Source organism: Rhodovulum tesquicola (genome assembly GCF_024128855.1).
Classification (GTDB): Bacteria; Pseudomonadota; Alphaproteobacteria; order Rhodobacterales; family Rhodobacteraceae; genus Rhodovulum; species Rhodovulum tesquicola.
On record NZ_JAMYDV010000001.1, the window covers coordinates 34971 to 52880 of the forward strand.

The 17910-nt window shown below is 68.1% G+C and carries 12 protein-coding genes; 1 reads left to right on the forward strand and 11 read right to left on the reverse strand.

Annotated features, from left to right (window positions below; translation table 11 throughout):
• Positions 1–3: 3 nt before the first annotated feature.
• The 4 genes from lspA to NHN26_RS00190 all read right to left on the reverse strand — a co-directional run bounded on the left by lspA (position 4) and on the right by NHN26_RS00190 (position 5229).
• Positions 4–474 (reverse strand): signal peptidase II, encoded by a 471-nt coding sequence (gene lspA / locus NHN26_RS00175; RefSeq protein ID WP_253087518.1) that lies wholly within the window; start codon positions 472–474, stop codon positions 4–6.
• Positions 475–478: 4 nt separating this feature from the next.
• Positions 479–2068 carry a bifunctional phosphoribosylaminoimidazolecarboxamide formyltransferase/IMP cyclohydrolase gene (purH, locus tag NHN26_RS00180; protein ID WP_253087519.1) on the reverse strand — a complete coding sequence of 530 codons (1590 nt, stop codon included), beginning with the start codon at positions 2066–2068 and terminating at the stop codon, positions 479–481.
• 3 nt (positions 2069–2071) lie between these two features.
• Positions 2072–3814, reverse strand: coding sequence for a heparinase II/III family protein (locus NHN26_RS00185; RefSeq protein ID WP_253087520.1), 1743 nt, complete (start codon positions 3812–3814; stop codon positions 2072–2074).
• A gap of 134 nt (positions 3815–3948) precedes the next feature.
• On the reverse strand, positions 3949–5229 hold the full coding sequence (locus NHN26_RS00190; protein WP_253087521.1) for an RsmB/NOP family class I SAM-dependent RNA methyltransferase: 1281 nt from the start codon (positions 5227–5229) through the stop codon (positions 3949–3951).
• Positions 5230–5302: 73 nt separating this feature from the next.
• On the opposite strand from NHN26_RS00190, the gene NHN26_RS00195 reads away from it, so the two are divergent.
• The gene (locus tag NHN26_RS00195) at positions 5303–5482 is read left to right on the forward strand and encodes a DUF1674 domain-containing protein (RefSeq protein WP_253087522.1); all 180 of its coding nucleotides are present in this window, start codon (positions 5303–5305) and stop codon (positions 5480–5482) included.
• Between the two features lie 80 nt (positions 5483–5562).
• Here NHN26_RS00195 and NHN26_RS00200 read toward each other — a convergent pair whose 3' ends face one another.
• The 7 genes from NHN26_RS00200 to NHN26_RS00230 all read right to left on the reverse strand — a co-directional run bounded on the left by NHN26_RS00200 (position 5563) and on the right by NHN26_RS00230 (position 17718).
• Positions 5563–5925, reverse strand: coding sequence for a dihydrodipicolinate reductase (locus NHN26_RS00200; RefSeq protein ID WP_132693386.1), 363 nt, complete (start codon positions 5923–5925; stop codon positions 5563–5565).
• A gap of 142 nt (positions 5926–6067) precedes the next feature.
• Positions 6068–8302 carry a 4-alpha-glucanotransferase gene (malQ, locus tag NHN26_RS00205; RefSeq protein WP_253087523.1) on the reverse strand — a complete coding sequence of 745 codons (2235 nt, stop codon included), beginning with the start codon at positions 8300–8302 and terminating at the stop codon, positions 6068–6070.
• Positions 8299–10386: a glycogen debranching protein GlgX gene (gene glgX, locus NHN26_RS00210; RefSeq protein ID WP_253087524.1), complete on the reverse strand. Its 2088-nt coding sequence runs from the start codon at positions 10384–10386 to the stop codon at positions 8299–8301. Before glgX ends, malQ begins: the two co-directional genes overlap by 4 nt.
• Positions 10383–11810 (reverse strand): glycogen synthase GlgA, encoded by a 1428-nt coding sequence (glgA, locus tag NHN26_RS00215; RefSeq protein WP_253087525.1) that lies wholly within the window; start codon positions 11808–11810, stop codon positions 10383–10385. Before glgA ends, glgX begins: the two co-directional genes overlap by 4 nt.
• On the reverse strand, positions 11807–13072 hold the full coding sequence (glgC, locus tag NHN26_RS00220; protein WP_435594154.1) for a glucose-1-phosphate adenylyltransferase: 1266 nt from the start codon (positions 13070–13072) through the stop codon (positions 11807–11809). The genes glgA and glgC overlap by 4 nt, the downstream gene beginning before the upstream one ends.
• A 22-nt stretch (positions 13073–13094) precedes the next feature.
• The gene (glgB, locus tag NHN26_RS00225; RefSeq protein WP_253087526.1) at positions 13095–15296 is read right to left on the reverse strand and encodes a 1,4-alpha-glucan branching protein GlgB; all 2202 of its coding nucleotides are present in this window, start codon (positions 15294–15296) and stop codon (positions 13095–13097) included.
• Between the two features lie 43 nt (positions 15297–15339).
• Positions 15340–17718: a glycogen/starch/alpha-glucan phosphorylase gene (locus tag NHN26_RS00230; RefSeq protein WP_253087527.1), complete on the reverse strand. Its 2379-nt coding sequence runs from the start codon at positions 17716–17718 to the stop codon at positions 15340–15342.
• Positions 17719–17910 lie beyond the last annotated feature (192 nt).

Here is a 17910-nt window from a genome sequence, read left to right on the forward strand (position 1 = left end):
GCGTCACGGGGTCTTGTCGCGGCCGGTAAAGACCACAAGTCCCAGCGCGCCTGCAAAGATCGCGATATCGGCGACGTTGAAGGCATAGGGGTTGTCGATTCCGCAGCAGGACATGTTCAGGAAGTCCGCGACCGCCCCATAGACCAGCCGATCCACGACATTTCCCAGCGCGCCGCCCACCAGCAACCCGCCCGAGACCAGCGCGACGGGCCGCTGCGGCCCCCGCGCCAGCCAGAATGTCACCCCGGCCGAGATCGCCAGCGCCACCGCGATCAGCAGCCAGCGGCCAAGTTCGGCGTCATTCGACAGAAGGCCGAAATTCATCCCGCGATTCCAAGCCATGCGCAGGTTCAGATAGGGCGGGAAAACGTCGATCCGCAGCCGTTCGGCCAGGCCCAGAACCTGCACGACATGGAACTTGGTCGCCTGATCCAGCACGAAGACCAGCGCAGTGATGATCGCAAGCAATCGCATCGCGTCAGTGCAGGAAGTGGCGGATGCCGGCAAAGACCATTGCCAGTCCCGCCTCGTCCGCGGCTGCGATCACCTCGTCGTCGCGCATCGACCCGCCGGGCTGGATCACCGCCGTCGCCCCCGCCTCGGCCGCTGTCAACAGCCCGTCGGGGAAGGGGAAGAACGCATCCGACGCGACAACCGATCCGCGCGTCAGCGGCGCTGCAAGCCCGAGCACCTCGGCCATGTCCTGTGCCTTGCGCGCGGCGATGCGGGTGCTGTCCACCCGGCTCATCTGGCCCGCGCCGACACCCACGGTCGCGCCGTCCCTGACATAGACGATGGCGTTCGACTTCACATGCTTGGCGACCGTCCAGGCGAACAGCATGTCGGCGATCTCGGCCTCCGACGGCGCGCGTTTCGTCACCACCTTCAGCGCGTCGCGCGTCAACCGGCCATTGTCGCGATCCTGCACGAGGAACCCGCCCGAAACCTGCCGGAAGGCCAGCCCCGGCGCAGCCGGGTTCGCAAGCCCCCCGGTGGTCAGCAGGCGCAGGTTCTTCTTGGCGGCAAAGATCTCCTTGGCCGCATCGTCGGCGGCGGGCGCGATCACCACTTCGGTGAAGATCTCGCAGATCGCCCGCGCGGTCACCGCATCAAGGCGGCTGTTCAGCGCCACGATCCCGCCAAAGGCCGAGGTCCGGTCACAGTCGAAGGCGCGGCGGTAGGCGTCTTCCAGCGTCGCGCCACGGGCCACGCCGCAGGGGTTGGCGTGCTTGATGATCGCGCAGGCCGGGCCATCGGCGGGCAGGAACTCGCTGACCAGTTCGAACGCGGCATCGGTGTCGTTGATGTTGTTGTAGCTCAACTCCTTGCCCTGCCACTGGGTCGCGGTGGCAACACCGGGCCGGTCCGAGCCATCGACATAGAAGGCCGCGCGCTGGTGCGGGTTCTCGCCATAGCGCAGCGTCTGGGCCAGCGTCCCGGCAAAGGCACGCCGCCGCGGCGCCGTCTTGCCCAGCGCGCCCGCCATCCAGTTGGACACGGCCGCATCATAGGCCGCCGTCCGCGCATAGGCCCGCTGCGCCAGCGCCTGCCGGAAGGCCAGCGTGGTCGCACCGCCCTGCGCCTCGAACTCGGCCAGTAGCGGGGCGTAATCCGCAGTATCCACGACCACGTTGACAAAGGCATGGTTCTTCGCCGCCGCCCGGATCATCGCCGGGCCGCCGATGTCGATATTCTCGATGCATTCGGCATAATCGCCGTCCGCGGCCACGGTTTCCTCGAACGGGTAGAGGTTGACCACCAGAAGGTCGATCGCGCCGATCCCGTGGCTTTCCATCGCGGCGACATGGGCGGGGTTGTCGCGCAGCGCCAGAAGCCCACCATGCACCATCGGGTGCAGGGTCTTGACCCGGCCGTCCATCATCTCGGGGAAGCCGGTCACATCGGCAACGTCGATCACGCCCAGCCCGGCCTCGCGCAGGCTGCGCGCCGTTCCGCCGGTGGACAGCAGTTCCACCCCCCGCGCGGCCAGCGCCCGGCCAAGCTCGACGAGCCCGGCCTTGTCGGAAACGGAAATCAGCGCGCGGCGCAGGGGCACCAGGTCGGTCATGGTCTATCCTTCGTGGTCTGGTCGGACCCGCCGCGCCCAGGGCAGCACCCACGCCTGCTCTACCTCGTCCTCTTGCCCGAGGTCGTGCGGAGCCTGCGCGGTGCTGCCGTCCTGGGCCTTGGCCAGGGTCCATGTGATGAGGCTCGCATAATCCATCACGCGGGCGGAGAGAACGATTTGTTTCGTCGCGCGCGGCCCCGCGCGGCCCTTTTCCAGATAGACGCTGGGCACAAGCTGCAATTCGGCCGCGCCGTCATGGCGGAATACCCAGATCTCGCCGCTTTTCAGGGCAAGCGACACAGCCGCGCCGCCCATGTCTATCTCCGTATCGACATCGGGGTGAATGTGGAAGCGGATGTCGAAGGCGATGCCCTCGCCGCCGCTGCGGCCCAGCATGCGGTCGAAAGTCGCACGTTCGGCATCGGCAAAGGCGGCCAGAGTCTCCTCGCCCGACAGCGCACGCCCGTCATAGGCCAGCATCAACTGGCGCACATGGGTCAGCCCGTGGGTCGGCCCATAGCCGTCATGCCACGCCGTCAGGCTGTGGCCCGCAGGTCCCGTTTCGGCGCGAAACTCGACGCTTCTGGGTCGTTCGGCCAGCGGCGACAGGCCGCTTCCCGACCGCCGGGGCGCAAGGCGCGAGGACGAGAACCCCCTGAGCGCCAGCGTCGAGTGGGAGGGCGTCGCCCGCCCCGCCCGCAGCCACTCGTCCCCGAACCCGGCGCCCGAGCCACAATTGACGATGACCGGCCGGCGGCCGGATGTCAGTTCGAAGGCCAGCGTCGAGGCATGCGCCCCTGCCGTGGGCGGCGGCAGGGCGGCGTCCACGATCACCGTGGTCCGTCCTGCCGAAAGCCGCGCATAGCCCATGGCCAGCCCGCGCACCGGGCGCGGCTTGACCCCCGCCTCGGCCAGCGCCTGGTCAAGCCGCCCCTCGGACCCCCGCCCGCCACCGTGGAACCGGGCAAGCCCGCCATCGGCATGGCGCAACGCCCGCAGCGTGGGTGCGATCCGCCCCACCGCGGCACCATGGGCGGGGGCGGGCTCGCGGCCTGCATCGCGCAGCGCAGCCTCGGCCCAGGTCAGCAGCGTGAAAACCTCAAGCAATTCCTCGGGATTGCGCGAGGCAAGCCCGCCGCCCTCGTCGATCTCGCGGGCGCATTCCCGCTCCAGCGCCTTCAGCGCAGGGGCCAGGTGGCTTTCCATCCCCTTCAGCGAAAGCCCGGCATAGACCAGCGCCGTCACCGCCTCGAAACGCGGCAGGCCGGGATAGGCGCTTTGCCAGCGGCGGGCAAGGAAAAGCGTCTGCTGGGCGAGCGAGCGGAACACCGATTCGGAACGCGCGGGTTCCAGACCATTGAGCAACATCAGTGCATGGTGCAGCCAGCGGACCAGCCGCCGCCCGGTCAGGTCGGGCGCCCAGCCGGGGCCCTTTCCCCGACCGAACCGGTCGATCCAGCCCAGCGTCCAGTCCTGCGCCCGCCTGCGCGCCGCCCCGTCGCCCGCGGCCGCCAGATCGTCGAGCCAGGCAAAACCGTGTACCTCCTCGGCAAAGCGCGCGGAGGGCATGGCGATATCCCAGATCGGGGTGTCGGGCGCCTCGACGACACCCCCCGCGAACAGGAAGGTCCCCGCACAGAGCTGCCGCCCCCGGGCGAAACTGCCGATCGAGCGCGGTTCAGGCTGCCGGGCAATACCCGTCGACCCACGCGACAACGTGCAGAGCCGCGCCTGAAGGCGGTTCATCGTTTCGCCGCGCCGCCGGGGCGGGGGGGCGCTCTGCTGGGCGTCTGCCATCGGTTGGGATCTGCTCTCGGGCTTCGAGGTCGGCGGCAGGACAATACCGGCGGGGCCACGCGCTGTCACCGACGAAAAGCCGGTCAGCCGGTCTTGACAAGACAGGCGATGTAGAAGCCGTCCATCCCGCCGCGCTCGGCCCAGAAATCGGGGCGCAGCCTGAGCGCGCCATGGGCCGTGCGCCAATGAGGCTCGATCCAGGGCGCCTCGGGCGCGCGGGGGGCAATCGCGGGGTGACGCGCGAGCGCGGCCTCGATCTGGGCCTCGCCTTCCTCGGGAAGAAGCGAGCAGGTGCAGAAGACCAGCCGCCCCCCGGGTGCAAGCATGGAAAGCGCCCGGTCGATCATCTGCGCCTGCAGCGCGAAAAGCGGCTTGATCGCGGCGGCATCCTTGGCGAAGGGCAGGTCGGGGTGGCGGCGGATCGTGCCGGTCGCCGAACAGGGCGCATCAAGCAGGATCGCCTCGGCCTGGGCGGGCGGGGTCCAGTCCAGCAAGTCGGCGGTCACAAGATCGGCCGCCAGCCCGGTGCGCGCCAGGTTCTCGGCCACCCGCGCCATGCGCGCCGGTGAAACGTCCACCGCCGTCACCTGCGCCCCCGCGGCAGCAAGTTGCAGCGCCTTGCCCCCCGGCGCGGCGCACAGGTCCAAGACCCGCTCGCCAAGGCGCGGGGCGAGGATCTTCGCGGGCAGCGCTGCCGCGGCATCCTGCACCCACCAGGCCCCGCTGTCGTAGCCGGGCAGGGCCGAAACCTGTCCCGGTGTCGCCAACCGCACCGACCCGGTGGGCAGCGCGACAGCCCCCATCAGCCCGGCCAGCGCGACCGCATCGCCATCCTTCGGCGTCAGATCGAGCGGCGCACCCGCGGCATGCGCCGCCTCGATCCCGGTGACGGCCGCCCGTCCCCAGGCGCTGTCCAGACGACCGCGCAGCCAGCCGGGCAGGCGTTGCGGCAGCAGCGCCTGCCATTCGGCGGGCGGCGTGTCGGCCACATTGCGCAGCACCGCATTGACCAGCCCCGCCATCGCCTGCGCGCGCTGCCCAGAGCGAGCCAGCGTCACGGCCGCGTTGACCGCACCATGGGGGGCGGCGCCCTCCTCCAGCATCTCGACCGTGGCCAGCCGCAGGATATGGCGCAGCGCAGGGGACGGAGGCTTTCGCAGATGTGGCTTAAGCACCCGGTCCGCCCGTTCCAGATGGCGCAGCGTGGCCATCGCAAGCCGCTGCGCCCGCGCCCGGTCGCCGGGGCCGAGCGCGCCCAGCAGCCCGTCGGGCGCGACCAGTTCGGCCATCGTGCGGCGTTCATCCAACACCCCCGCCAGAAGCCGCAAGGCCGCGGATCGTGCATTGTCTCCGGTCTCGCCCATCGCTCCGGCCCTGCTTGTTCACTGCCCGGGCCGGGGTATATCAAGGGGCGCGACCCGGCAAGGAGGCCATGCGATGACCGAGACATCCCGCAAGGACCTGCCGCCCGCGGCGATCCGCGCGCTGCAGGAAGCCGAAGCGCGGCGCAAGGCGGCACAGGCACCGGACCTGCCGCCCGAGCTGGGCGGCCGGGACGGACCCGAGCCGGTGCGCTATGGCGACTGGGAGAAGAAGGGCATCGCGGTCGATTTCTGACCGCGCCGAAAGAGAGCAGAGCGCCCCGCCAACCAGTTCGGGCAGGCGGGGCCGCGGTGCCGGGTGCGCCTTTGGCGCAGCTATTCGATCCTCAGGTCAGCATGCTCGCCCGTGCCCTTGTCGGCGACGAAGCGCACGGTGCGGCCATTCACTAGAACGAGCTGGCAATTCGGGCCAAGGTCACGCGTTCCGAACTTGAGGTCACGGCAGAAATACCTGCCATCCCAACGCCAGGCCCCGGTGACGCGCTGGCCAAAGGCCTGACCGCGGATTTCACCGCCGGGCGTCACTGCGAGGTTTATTCCAAGACGTTTGAGGCTTTTGCCGTCCACGAGGCTGACGAATCCCGAGCGGCTTTCGACCGCGCGGAACCCCTCGGCAGAGGCAGGTGCGGCAGCCGTAATCGCTAGGGCTGCAGCGGCGAGCAAGGTTGCGCATTTCATCGCGTCTCTCCGGTGTCGTTCTGACTGGCTCGGTGCCAGCACTGTTACGCAGAACTATTGCCAACGGATGAATCGTCGAGCACGGCTTTGCCTACCGCGCGGCAGGCGCACCGGACCGGTTTTCGGAACACAAGGATCCGGATCAGTCTTTTTTCGGCTTGGCCGTCGTCTTCTTTCGGGCAGGCTTGGCGCGAGCGGGCGTCCCGGTCTCGGTCGCGCCCTGCAATTCCTCGATCGCCCGGAACCAATGTTCCTCTTCCTTGCCCTCTGGCCGTCCCTCCCGGTTCCAGATGTGATAGGCGGCCTCCTGGATACGGTCGTCTTCGGGTTTTCCCTTTGCCATGGCATCTCCTCCGCTCGTGACCTGCGACGTGCCTTGTCCGGGCAGGCGCAGCGACCCGCCCGCAGATGCTGATACGGGAATCGTAACGGTTGCATGACAGGCATTCGCGGGAGGATCCGCGCCTTTTTCCAAAGGCCCGGTCGGCACTTCCCCTGCACCCAGCCGCCCCGATCGGCGCATCGCTGCCGCGGCGCGCGAAAGCATGGGCTCTTGCGCAAGCCTTGCTGACCCCGGTCCGATCCGGCGGCGCCAGTTCGGATGGGTATCGACGGTGCCGGGCAGGTTCGCCTGATCGGTCCGGCCCAGCAGGTCCTCGATCTGAAGCGCGACCAGACGGGCGGGGGTTGCGGCGAGATAGCCATGCAGCGCCTCGACATCCTCACCCCCCGCGCGCCGGGCCAGATCGGCGACCGCGTCTGCCCGGCAACGGCGCAGTTCGGCCAAACGCCCGGGCGCGACATGGCCAAGCCGGGCGTGCCAGTCGATATCCGAACCCTGCCGCCAGCCCGCGAACGGGGGCAGGTCATGGGTGCCGAAACTGGCCATCACCGCCTCCGGCCAGTCCTCGGGGCACAGATCGAACATCGCAAGACGGCAGCCGAGGATGCCCGACGCGGCCAGATCGGCGCGCAAGCCCTCGGGGACCACGCCCAGATCCTCGCCGACGATCACCGCGCCCGCCCGCGCCGCCTCGATCCGGGCGACGGCCAGCAGGGCGGGTTTGGGCATGGCGACATAGGCGCCGGGGCCGTCGCCGGGCACCCAGAAGGCACGCTCGAAGCCCAGGATATGGTCGATCCGCAAGAGCCCGGCAAAGCGCAACTGCGCGCGCAGGATCTCGGCCAGCGGCCGGAATCCGCGGGCGGCCAGCGCCTGCGGGATCATCGGCGCCAGCGACCAGTTCTGGCCCTGCGGCGCAAAGGGATCGGGCGGCGCACCCAGCGTTGCGCCGCGTGCGAAAAGGTCCGGATCGGCCCACGTCTCGGCACCGGCGGGATGCGTCCCGACCGCCAGATCGAGGTAAAGCCCATGCGCCATCCCCGCATCCCGGGCCGCTACGCGGATATCGCCAAGCTGGCGTTCCGCGCGGAATTGCAGCCAAGCGTGAAAGGCAATGGCGTCCGGGTTCTCGGCGGCAAAGGCGCTGACGGCCGGGGTATCGGGCGCGCGATACGCCGCCGGCCAGTCGGACCAGTAGGGGCCAAACCGGTCCGACAGCGCCTGATGCAAGGCGAAACGGTCAAGATCCGCCCCCTCGGCCGCGCGAAACCCGGCCAGTGCCGCCCTTTCGTCGGGGCCGATCGCGGCAAAGGCGGCGCGCAGGCAGGCCAGCCGCCCGGCAATTGCGGGCGCGTGATCCACAAGCGCCCCGCCAGGCGTTCGGGCTTCGCCCGGACAGGCCAGATGGGCGACATTGAACCGCCTTCGGCTGGACGGCGAGTAGGGGCTGATCGCCTGCGGATCGCCCGGAAAGCCAGCATGGATCGGATTGATGCCCACAAAGCCCGCGCCCAGCGCCCCGATCCCGACGGTAACCGCGCAGAGGTCGGCGTAATCCCCCAGCCCGCCCGTTTCCGCATCCCGCAGACCATAAAGCGGGACCGTCACCCCCCAGCCGCGCGGCGGCAGCGGCAGGCGGGGGGGCGCGGATAACAGCGTCGTGCGGTGACCCCCGATGATCAGATCATGCAGGCCAGGCGGCAGGGGCGGCAGCGAAAGGGTATCCTGGGCCCGACCCTCGTGGCAGGTGCCGTCCTCGAGTTCGAGCCGCCAGGCCCCTCCGCATGTCGGCCGCAGCACCGGGGCGGTCCCGGCCTCGAGAACGAGCCACGCAGGCAACGGCCGGGCGGCCTCTCGGACCTTCAGCGCGGCCAGCGTTCCGGCCGCCTCGGCCTCGGACCCGGCGGCCAGACCCATCGCTGCCAGAAGGGCGCGCGCCGTCTCGGGGCCGGTCTCATGCGTCACGCCCTCCAGATCGCAATACTGCGGCAGGATCCCCGCCAGAGCGGCAAGCCGTGACAGCGCGCTTGTCATGGTGCGGGCTCCAGAACCAGCACGGCCACGGCCTCGGCGGGCATTGCCAGCGGCCCCGCGACAGGTTCGGGGACAAGGTCGGGGCGCGAAGTATCCAGATTCAGGCTCCAGCGCAGGCCTTCGGGGGCGTCGGGCACGGACACGTCGACCGCAGGGCCCGCGTTCAGCACGGCGAAGATCGCGTGTTCCTGCGCGGCATATTCGGGCGTGCCGGCCGCGGTGCGCAGCTCGACCGCGATCAGCCGCAACTCCGGATCCTCCCAATCCGCGCGGGTCATCGGCGCGCCATCGGCCCGGCGCCAGAACAAATCCTCGATCCCGTCGATGGCCCGCTCGCGGGAATGGAGAAACAGCTTCTGCCGCAGAATCGGATGCGCCTTGCGAAAGGCGATCATCCGCGCGGTAAAGCGCAGGAAGGCGTGATCGGCCCCGTGCCAGTCGAGCCATGAAATCGCGTTGTCCTGGCAATAGGCGTTGTTGTTCCCCTGCTGGGTGTGGCCCAGCTCGTCGCCCGCCAGGATCATCGGCGTGCCCTGCGCCAGCAGCAGCGTCGCCATCATGTTGCGCCGCCGCTGCGCCCGCGCGGCAAGGATCGCGGGATCTTCGGTCGACCCCTCGACGCCGAGATTGTCCGAGTAATTCGCCGAATGCCCGTCGCGCCCCTCCTCGCCATTGGCAAGGTTGTGGCGGGTGGCGTAGCTGACCACATCGGCCAGCGTGAAGCCGTCATGGGCGGATACCATGTTGACCGACGAGGTGGCAGGCCGCCCCGAGTGATCGAACTGCGCGGCCGACCCCGTGAGCCGCCCGGCCAGATCCGGCGCCCGCCCCGGATCGCCCCGCCAGAAGCTGCGCACGCCGTCGCGGAACCCGTCATTCCATTCCAGGAACGGCGCCGGAAAGCCGCCCAGCCGGTAGCCGCCAGGGCCGATATCCCAGGGCTCGGCGATCAGCTTGACGCGGGACAGGACCGGATCCTGCCGGATCGCCTGAAAGATCGCCGCACGCGCATCGAACCCATCCGGCCCCCGGCCCAGCGCCGCCGCAAGGTCAAACCGGAAGCCGTCGACATGCATCACCTCGACCCAGTAGCGCAAACTGTCCATCACCATCCGCAGCACCATCGGATGGTCGATGTTCAGCGTGTTGCCGCAGCCCGTGTCGTCGATGTAATGGCGCCGATCATCGGCCAGCCGGTAATAGCTGGCATTGTCGATACCGCGAAAGGCCAGCGTCGGGCCAAGCGCGTTGCCCTCGCAGGTGTGGTTGTAGACGACATCCAGGATCACCTCGATCCCGGCGGCATGCAAGCGGGCGACCATGCGCTGGAACTCGGCGATATCGCCGTTTTCCATGTAGCGCGGTTCAGGCGCGAAATAGCCCAGCGTCTGGTAGCCCCAGTAGTTCCGCAGCCCCTTTTCCACCAGAAAGCGGTCGTTCAGGAAGGCATGCACGGGCAACAGTTCGACCGCCGTGATCCCCAGGCGGACATAGTGTTCCAGCATCTGGTCAGAGGCCAGCGCGCGGAACCTGCCTGGTGCATGGACCTGGGGATGACGCATGGTCAGGCCGCGGACATGGGCCTCGTAGATCACGGTCTCGGTCAACGGGGTGCGGGGCGGGGCATCCGCGCCCCAGTCGAAACTGTCGGCCACTACGATGGAGCGCGGCATGTAGGGCGCACTGTCGCGCTTGTCGAAGCTGAGATCGGCCCGCGGTGAGCCCATCTCATAGCCCATCAATGCGTCGTTCCAGATCGGATGCCCCGACAGCCGCCGCGCATAGGGGTCGATCAGCAGCTTGTAGGGGTTGAAACGATGCCCCTGGTCGGGTCGATAGGGGCCGTGGACGCGATAGCCGTAATGCTGGCCCGGCATCAGCCCGGCGATATGGCCGTGCCAGACATGGTGCGTGCATTCCGGCAGGTCGATATTGGCGATCTCGTTGCGGCCGTTCTCGTCGAAAATGCACAGCGTGACGCGGCTGGCATGTTCCGAGAACAGCGCGAAATTGACGCCCTCGCCATCGAAATGGGCGCCGAGCGGGTCCGGGCGGCCGGCGGTGATCGTCGTGGGCAAGGTCATCGGGGGCGCGCGATCTCCCGGTAAAGCGCGGCATAGGCGGCAGCCGACACGCCCCAGCCGACCGGCGCGCGCATGCCGTTGCGCTGGATCTTCTGGAAGGTCGCGGGATCGGCATGAAGATCGCACAGCCGGTCCAGCGCGGTGGCCAGCGCCCCGGCCGTGACAGGGGCGAACTGCACGCCCGTCGCAACGCCCGCCGCCAGCGCCGCGGGGTTGGCGTCGATCACCGTATCGGCCAGCCCCCCGGTGCGCGCGACAACCGGCACGGTGCCATAGCGCAACCCGTAAAGCTGCGTCAGCCCGCAGGGTTCAAAGCGCGAGGGCACAAGGATCGCATCGCCCCCCGCGATCATCCGGTGCGACAGCGCCTCGTCATAGCCGATGCGCACGGCGACGCCCGGAAGCGCCTCGGCCGCGTCGCGCCATGCCGTCTCGAGCACCGGATCGCCCGAGCCCAGCATCGCCAGCCGCCCGCCCCGCGCGATCAGCCGCGGCAGCGCCTCCAGAAGCAGGTCCAGCCCTTTCTGTTCGCTCAGACGGGAAACGACGACGCAAAGCGGGCCATCGCCCTCGGGCAGGCCCATTTCCCCGATCAGCGCGGCGCGGGCCTTTGCCTTGCCGCGCGGGGCCTTGTAGGGCGAGATATGGGGGTCGGTGGCGGGGTTCCACATGGCCTCGTCGATGCCGTTCAGGATGCCCGACACATCCGCCCCGCGCGCACGGATCACGCCGTCAAACCCCGCGCCGAAATCCGGGCCGGTCAGTTCGCGCGCATAGGTTGGGCTGACGGTCGTGACCTTCCAGCCATAGACCAGCCCCGCCTTCAGAGCCGAGATCTGGCCGTAGAATTCCATTCCATCGGGCTGAAACGCCCAGCCGGGCAAGGCAAGCGCGGCCAGCCGGTCAGGCGGGATCAACCCGCGAAAGGCCATGTTGTGCACCGTCATCACGCTGGGCAGATCGACTCCGCGCGCCTTGAGATAAATCGGCGCCAGCCCCGCCTGCCAGTCGTGACAATGGACCAGATCGGGCCGCCACTCGCCCGCACCCTCGACCCCGATCCGCGCGGCCATCCACGAGAGCGCGGCAAAGCGCATGTCGTTGTCGGGCCAGTCCTGCCCGGCCTCGTCCAGATAGGGGCCGCCGGGGCGGTCATAGAGATGCGGCGCATCAAGGACGAACAGCGACAGCCCCGCCGTCGCCCCCTGCAACAGGCGTACCGGCCCGCCAAACAGGTCATCGGCCTGCCAGACGGGTTCGGCCTTGGGCAGCGCGGCCAGCACGGGCCGATAGCCCGGCAGCAGCACCCGCATCTCGACCCCCTCGGCGGCCAGCGCCGCAGGCAGTGCGCCGACCACATCGGCCAGCCCGCCGGTCTTGACCAGCGGCACGCATTCCGAGGCGACGGACAGGACCCGGATCATGCGGCAGCGGCCCTGCGGTCCAGCATCGACTGGGTGATCAGCGTCACGCCCCCCTCGGTCACCCGGAACCAGCGCGCGTCCTCGTCCGGATCCTCGCCGACGATCAACCCGTTAGGGATGACCACCCCGCGGTCGATCACGACATTCTTCAGCCGCGCATGTCGGCCCACCACGACATAGGGCAGCACGACCGCGTGATCGAGCACCGAGTAGGAATTGGTATGCACCATCGTGAACAGAAGCGAGTTGCGCACCTCGGTCCCCGAGATGACACAGCCCCCCGAGACCATCGACGACACCGCCGTACCGCGCCGGTCCTCCTCGTCATGGACGAATTTCGCGGGCGGCACGCTTTCGGAATAGGTCCAGATCGGCCAGTTGCGGTCCCACAGGTTCAGTTCGGGCGTGAAATCGGTCAGGTCGATATTCGACTTCCAGAACGCATCCACCGTGCCCACGTCGCGCCAATAGGCATTGGCCTCGGGATGATCGCGCACGCAGGATTCGGCGAAGCGATGCGCCATCGCCTTGCCGTTCTTCACGATCTGGGGGATCAGGTCCTTGCCGAAATCATGGCTGGAATTCGGATCCTCGGCATCGCGGATCAGAAGATCGCGCAGGAATTTCCAGTCGAAGACATAAATCCCCATCGAGGCCAGGCAGGTCGCCGGATCACCCGGCAGCGTGGGCGGCTCGGCGGGTTTCTCGACAAAGGCGGTGATCCGGTCGGTCGCATCCACCTGCATCACGCCAAAGGCGCTGGCCTCGGAATTCGGCACGGTCAGGCAGCCCACCGTCACATCCGCCCCGCTGGCGACATGCTGGCGCAGCATGATCTCGTAATCCATCTTGTAGACGTGATCGCCCGCCAGGATCAGCACGAAATCAACGCCATAGCTGTCCACGATGTCGATGTTCTGGGTTACGGCGTCGGCGGTGCCCAGATACCAGGAATGTTCGTTCACCCGCTGGCTGGCGGGCAGGATGTCGAGATATTCGTTCCGCTCGGCCCGGAAGAAGTTCCAGCCGCGCTGGCAATGGCGGATCAGGGAATGCGCCTTGTATTGCGTCGCCACGGCCATCTTGCGGATACCGGAATTCAGCGCGTTGGACAGGGCGAAGTCGATGATGCGCGTCTTGCCGCCGAAATAGACGGCCGGTTTCGCGCGGTTGTCGGTCAGTTCCATCAACCGGCTGCCGCGCCCGCCGGCCAGCACGAAGGCCATGCTGCGGCTCGACAATCGACTGTAGCGCATTTCCATCGTCAAATTCCCCCCTCCGAAATCACATCCCGTCCGGCATCAGATAGAGCACGCTCAGCGGGGGTAGCGTCAATTCCGCCGAGGCGAGCATCCCGTGATGCGGCCGCTCAAGCGCCGCAACACCGCCCAGATTGCCGCGATTGCCGCCGCCATAGGCAGCCGCGTCGGTGTTGAGAACCTCGCGCCAGGTCCCGGCATGGGGCAGGCCCAGCCGGAACCCGGTTCGTTCCACGGGCGTCAGGTTGCAGATAACCGCCACGGGCGGATCGCCGGGACCGCCCATGCGCAGCCAGGCATAGACCGAGATCTCGGCCGCGTTCGCCTCGATCCAGCGGAACCCCTCGGCCTCGCAATCCTTGAGATGCAGCGCGGGCGTGGCGCGGTAAAGCGCGTTCAGATCGCGCACCAGCCGTTGCACGCCCGCATGCCATTCCGCGCCCAGAACGCCCCAATCCAGTTGTCCGGCATGGTTCCATTCCGCCCGCTGGGCGAATTCCTGCCCCATGAACAGCAGCTTCTTGCCCGGATGCCCCCACATGAAACCGTAATAGGCCCGCAGGTTGGCGAATTTCTCCCAATCGGTGCCGGGCATCTTCGACAGCATGCTGCACTTGCCATGCACCACCTCGTCATGGCTGATCGGCAGGACGAAATTCTCGGAGAACGCGTAAAGCAGGCCGAAGGTCAGCTGGTGATGGTGATATTTCCGATGCACCGGCGCGCGCCCGAAATAGTCGAGCGTGTCGTTCATCCAGCCCATGTTCCACTTGTAGCCAAAGCCCAGCCCCCCCGCATCCACCGGCTGCGAGACGCCGGGAAAGGAGGTGCTTTCCTCGGCCACGGTCAGGATGCCCGGCACCTCGCCATAGGCGAGGGTGTTCATCCGTTGCAGCATGGCGATGGCTTCAAGGTTCTCGCGCCCGCCATGGATGTTCGGGATCCACTCGCCGTCCTTGCGCGAGTAGTCGCGGTACAGCATGGACGCCACGGCATCGACACGCAGCCCGTCGACGTGAAATTCCTCAAGCCAGTAGAGCGCGTTGGAGAACAGGAAATTGGCGACCTCCACCCGGCCGAAATTGTAGATCAGCGTCTGCCAGTCATGGTGGAACCCCTCGCGCGGATCGGCATGTTCGTAAAGCGCGGTGCCGTCGAACCGGCCCAGCCCATGCGCGTCGGTCGGGAAATGCGCGGGCACCCAGTCGAGGATCACGCCCAGCCCCTTGCGATGCGCCGCGTCGATCAGGTCGCGGAATTCGTGCGGGGGCCCGTGGCGGATGGTGGGCGCGAACAGCCCGACCGGCTGATAGCCCCAGGAGCCATCGAACGGGTGTTCGGACAGCGGCAGGAATTCCAGATGGGTGAATCCCATTTCGGCGGCGTAGTCGACCAGTTCCTCGGCGGCCTCGCGATAGGATAGCGGGCGGTTGCCCTCCTCGATCCTGCGCCGCCACGAGCCCAGATGCACCTCGTAGATCGAAATGGGGGCGGAGCGGGCACTGCGACCTGCGCGGGTCTCGAACCAGGCATCGTCTTTCCAGCCATAGCCCGAGATGTCGCGCACGATGCTGGCGGTGCTGGGCGGATGTTCCGCCCCAAAGCCCAGCGGATCGGCCTTGAGCGGCAGAACCTGCCCTTCGGCGCCCAGGATCTCGTATTTGTAGACCTCGCCCTCGCCGATGCCGGGCAGGAAGATCTCCCACACGCCGGTCGCACCGCGCCGCCGCATCGGATGGCGACGCCCGTCCCAGCCGTTGAACGGCCCCACGACCGACACCCGCCGGGCATTGGGCGCCCAGACCGCGAAATGGGTGCCCTGCGCGCCCTCATGCGTGCGGACATGGGCGCCCAGCACCTGCCACAGCCGTTGATGCGTGCCCTCGCCCAGCAGATATTCGTCGATCTCGCCGATCACCGGGCCAAAGCGATAGGGATCGTCGTAGTCACAGCTTCTCCCCGCCCCGTCCGTTGCCCGCAGCCGGTAGGGCCCGTCGCCCGGCACCGGGCCGGTGAACAGATCGGGCGCGTCGGGGTGGCGGGTGAGGGGGTGGATCGCCGAGGCACAAATGGCCTCAAGCGCGGCAATGCCGGGATGGAACGCTGCCAGGTGGCCGCCATGCCGCCCCAGCACGGAAAACGGATCGTCATGGGCGCCGGCCTGCAAGCGCCGCGCATCCGCGGGCGGCGGGAAAGGCGTCGGTTCGGACGTCGGGGCCAGGCTCATGCGGCCAGCCTAAGCCGCGCGCGGCGACATGCAAGCCGTGTCCTCACGCCGGATCAAGCGACGACGCCCCCCAGATATCCGCCATGTAGCCCCGGATCGTCCGGTCGGACGAGAACCAGCCGGTGCGTGCGGTGTTGCGCGCGGCCATGGGCCACCAGACCGCAGGATCGGCAAAGGCCGCATCGACGCGGCGCTGGGCGTCCCAATAGGCGGTGAAATCCGAGCAGACGAGGAAATAGTCATGCCCGGTCAGGTTGCTGACGAAACCCCGATAGCGGTGCCGGTCACGCGGCGAGAACGCGCCCTGCGATACCGCCTTGAGCGCGCCGCCCAATCGCGTGTCGGCCGCAATCGCCTGGCGCGCGTGATCCGGTATGGCCCGGCGCGCGACGACTTCTTCGGCGGTCATTCCGAACAGAAAGAAATTCTTCTCCCCCACCCGGTCGCGGATCTCGACATTGGCACCGTCCAGCGTGCCGATGGTCGGCGCCCCGTTCAGCGCGAATTTCATGTTGCCGGTGCCCGACGCCTCCTTGCCCGCGGTCGAGATCTGTTCGGACAGATCCGAGGCAGGGATCAGCCGCTCGGCAAGGCTGACATTGTAGTTCGGCAGGAACGTGACCTTCAGGAACCGGTTGGTCTCGGGGTCGGCATTGACCACCGCGGCGACATCGTTGATCAGCCGGATGATCTCCTTGGCGAAGACATAGCCGGGCGCGGCCTTGCCGGCAAAGATCTTGACCCGCGGCACCCAGTTCCCGTTCGGGTTCGCCTTGATCTCCTGCCACAGCGCGATGGTTTCCAGGATGTTCAGGTGCTGACGCTTGTATTCGTGGATACGCTTGATCTGCACGTCGAACAGCGCCTCGGGGTCGATCTGCACGCCATGCTCTGCCCCCAGCCAGGCCGCCAGATCCGCCTTGTTCGCCCGCTTGGCCCCGGCAAAGGCCTCAAGGAAGGCGGGATCGTCAAGGCTCGGCTCCAGCTCGGCCAGCCGTTCCAGGTCGCAGACCCAGCCTTCGCCGATGGTGTCGGTGATCAGTCGGCTGAGCCGCGGATTGGCCGAGAACAGCCAGCGGCGCGGGGTCACGCCGTTGGTCTGGTTCACGATCCGGTCGGGGTGCATCCGGTGCAGTTCCGCGAAGACGGTCTGCTTCATCAACTCGGTGTGCAGCGCCGACACGCCGTTGACCTTGTGCGCCATGACGAAGGCAAGCTCGCCCATCCGCACCTCGCCATCCGAGCGCAGCGCGACACGGCGCCCCGGGTTCTCGGCGGCATGCGCCGCGTCGATCCGTTCGATCAGTTGCATGTGGCGCGGCAGCAGGCGGGACATCAGATCCTCGGACCACCGCTCCAGCGCCTCGGGCATGAGCGTGTGGTTGGTGTAGGACAGACAGCCCCGCGCGGTTTCGATGGCCTGATCCAGGGGCATGCCGCGTTCGTCATGCAACAGGCGCACAAGTTCCGGCCCGGCAATGGCCGGATGCGTGTCGTTGAGCTGGATCGCGGCCCGCTTCGGCAGATCGGCCAGCGCGCCGCCCTCGTCCTCGAACCGGCGCAGGATGTCGTGCAGGCTGGCGGCAGTGAAGAAATATTCCTGCTTGAGCCGCAATTCCTTGCCCCGCTCGGTCGTGTCGTCGGGATAGAGGACGCGGCTGATCGTGCGCGCCAGCGCCTCGGCCTCGGCCGCAGCCGTGAAATCGCCGCGGTTGAACCGGTCGAGATCGAAACCGTGCAGGGGTTCGGCGGACCACAGACGAAGCGTGTTGGCCCAACGCCCCTGCCAGCCGATCATCGGCGTGTCATAGGCCTGCGCCATCACCGCCTCGGCACCGCGCCAGACGGACTTGCCGCTCTCCTCCACCACCTCGCCGCCCAGGCACAGCCGAAGACGCACGTCGCGGCGGCGGAACTCCCACGCATGTGTCTGGGTCAGCCAGTCCTCGGGCTCCTCGATCTGGCGTCCATCGACGAAACTCTGGCGGAACAGCCCGTGTTCATAGCGGATGCCATAACCGACGGCCGGAACGCCAAGCGTGGCGAGCGATTCCATGAAGCACGCCGCCAGTCGCCCCAGACCGCCATTGCCCAGCGCGGCGTCGGGCTCGTCCTGGATCACGTCATCGGCGGACAGGCCGAGCCCGGCCAGCGCCTCGCGCACCTCGTCTTCGAGGCGCAGATTGATGATCGCGTCCTCCAGCAGGCGCCCGATCAGGAACTCCATCGACAGGTAGTAGACACGTTTGGCCCCCGCCTTTCGCGTTGCCCGGGTCGCGCCGAACCAAGACTCCACCAGCCGATCGCGAACGGTCAGCGACAACGCGATGCGCCAGTCGCTGAGGGTGGCGCGCTGCGGCTCGGTGCCGAGCGAGTAGATCAGGTGGCGAGAGATGCTGTCGCGGAAACCCGAGTCGGTCATGGAAAATCGTCCAGGGATAAGGGGGGCAGATCGCCGTCACGCCGATATGGGCGCGGAATCGAGGCAATCGCAAGGGCGCATGGCCAAGGGACCGCCAACCGGCGCCCGACGGGACGTGGTGGGCACGGCCCTGCCGAAATCCGTTGCAGTTTGCGCAGGGCGGCGGCCCGAACCGAACCGCGCGTTCCGTCG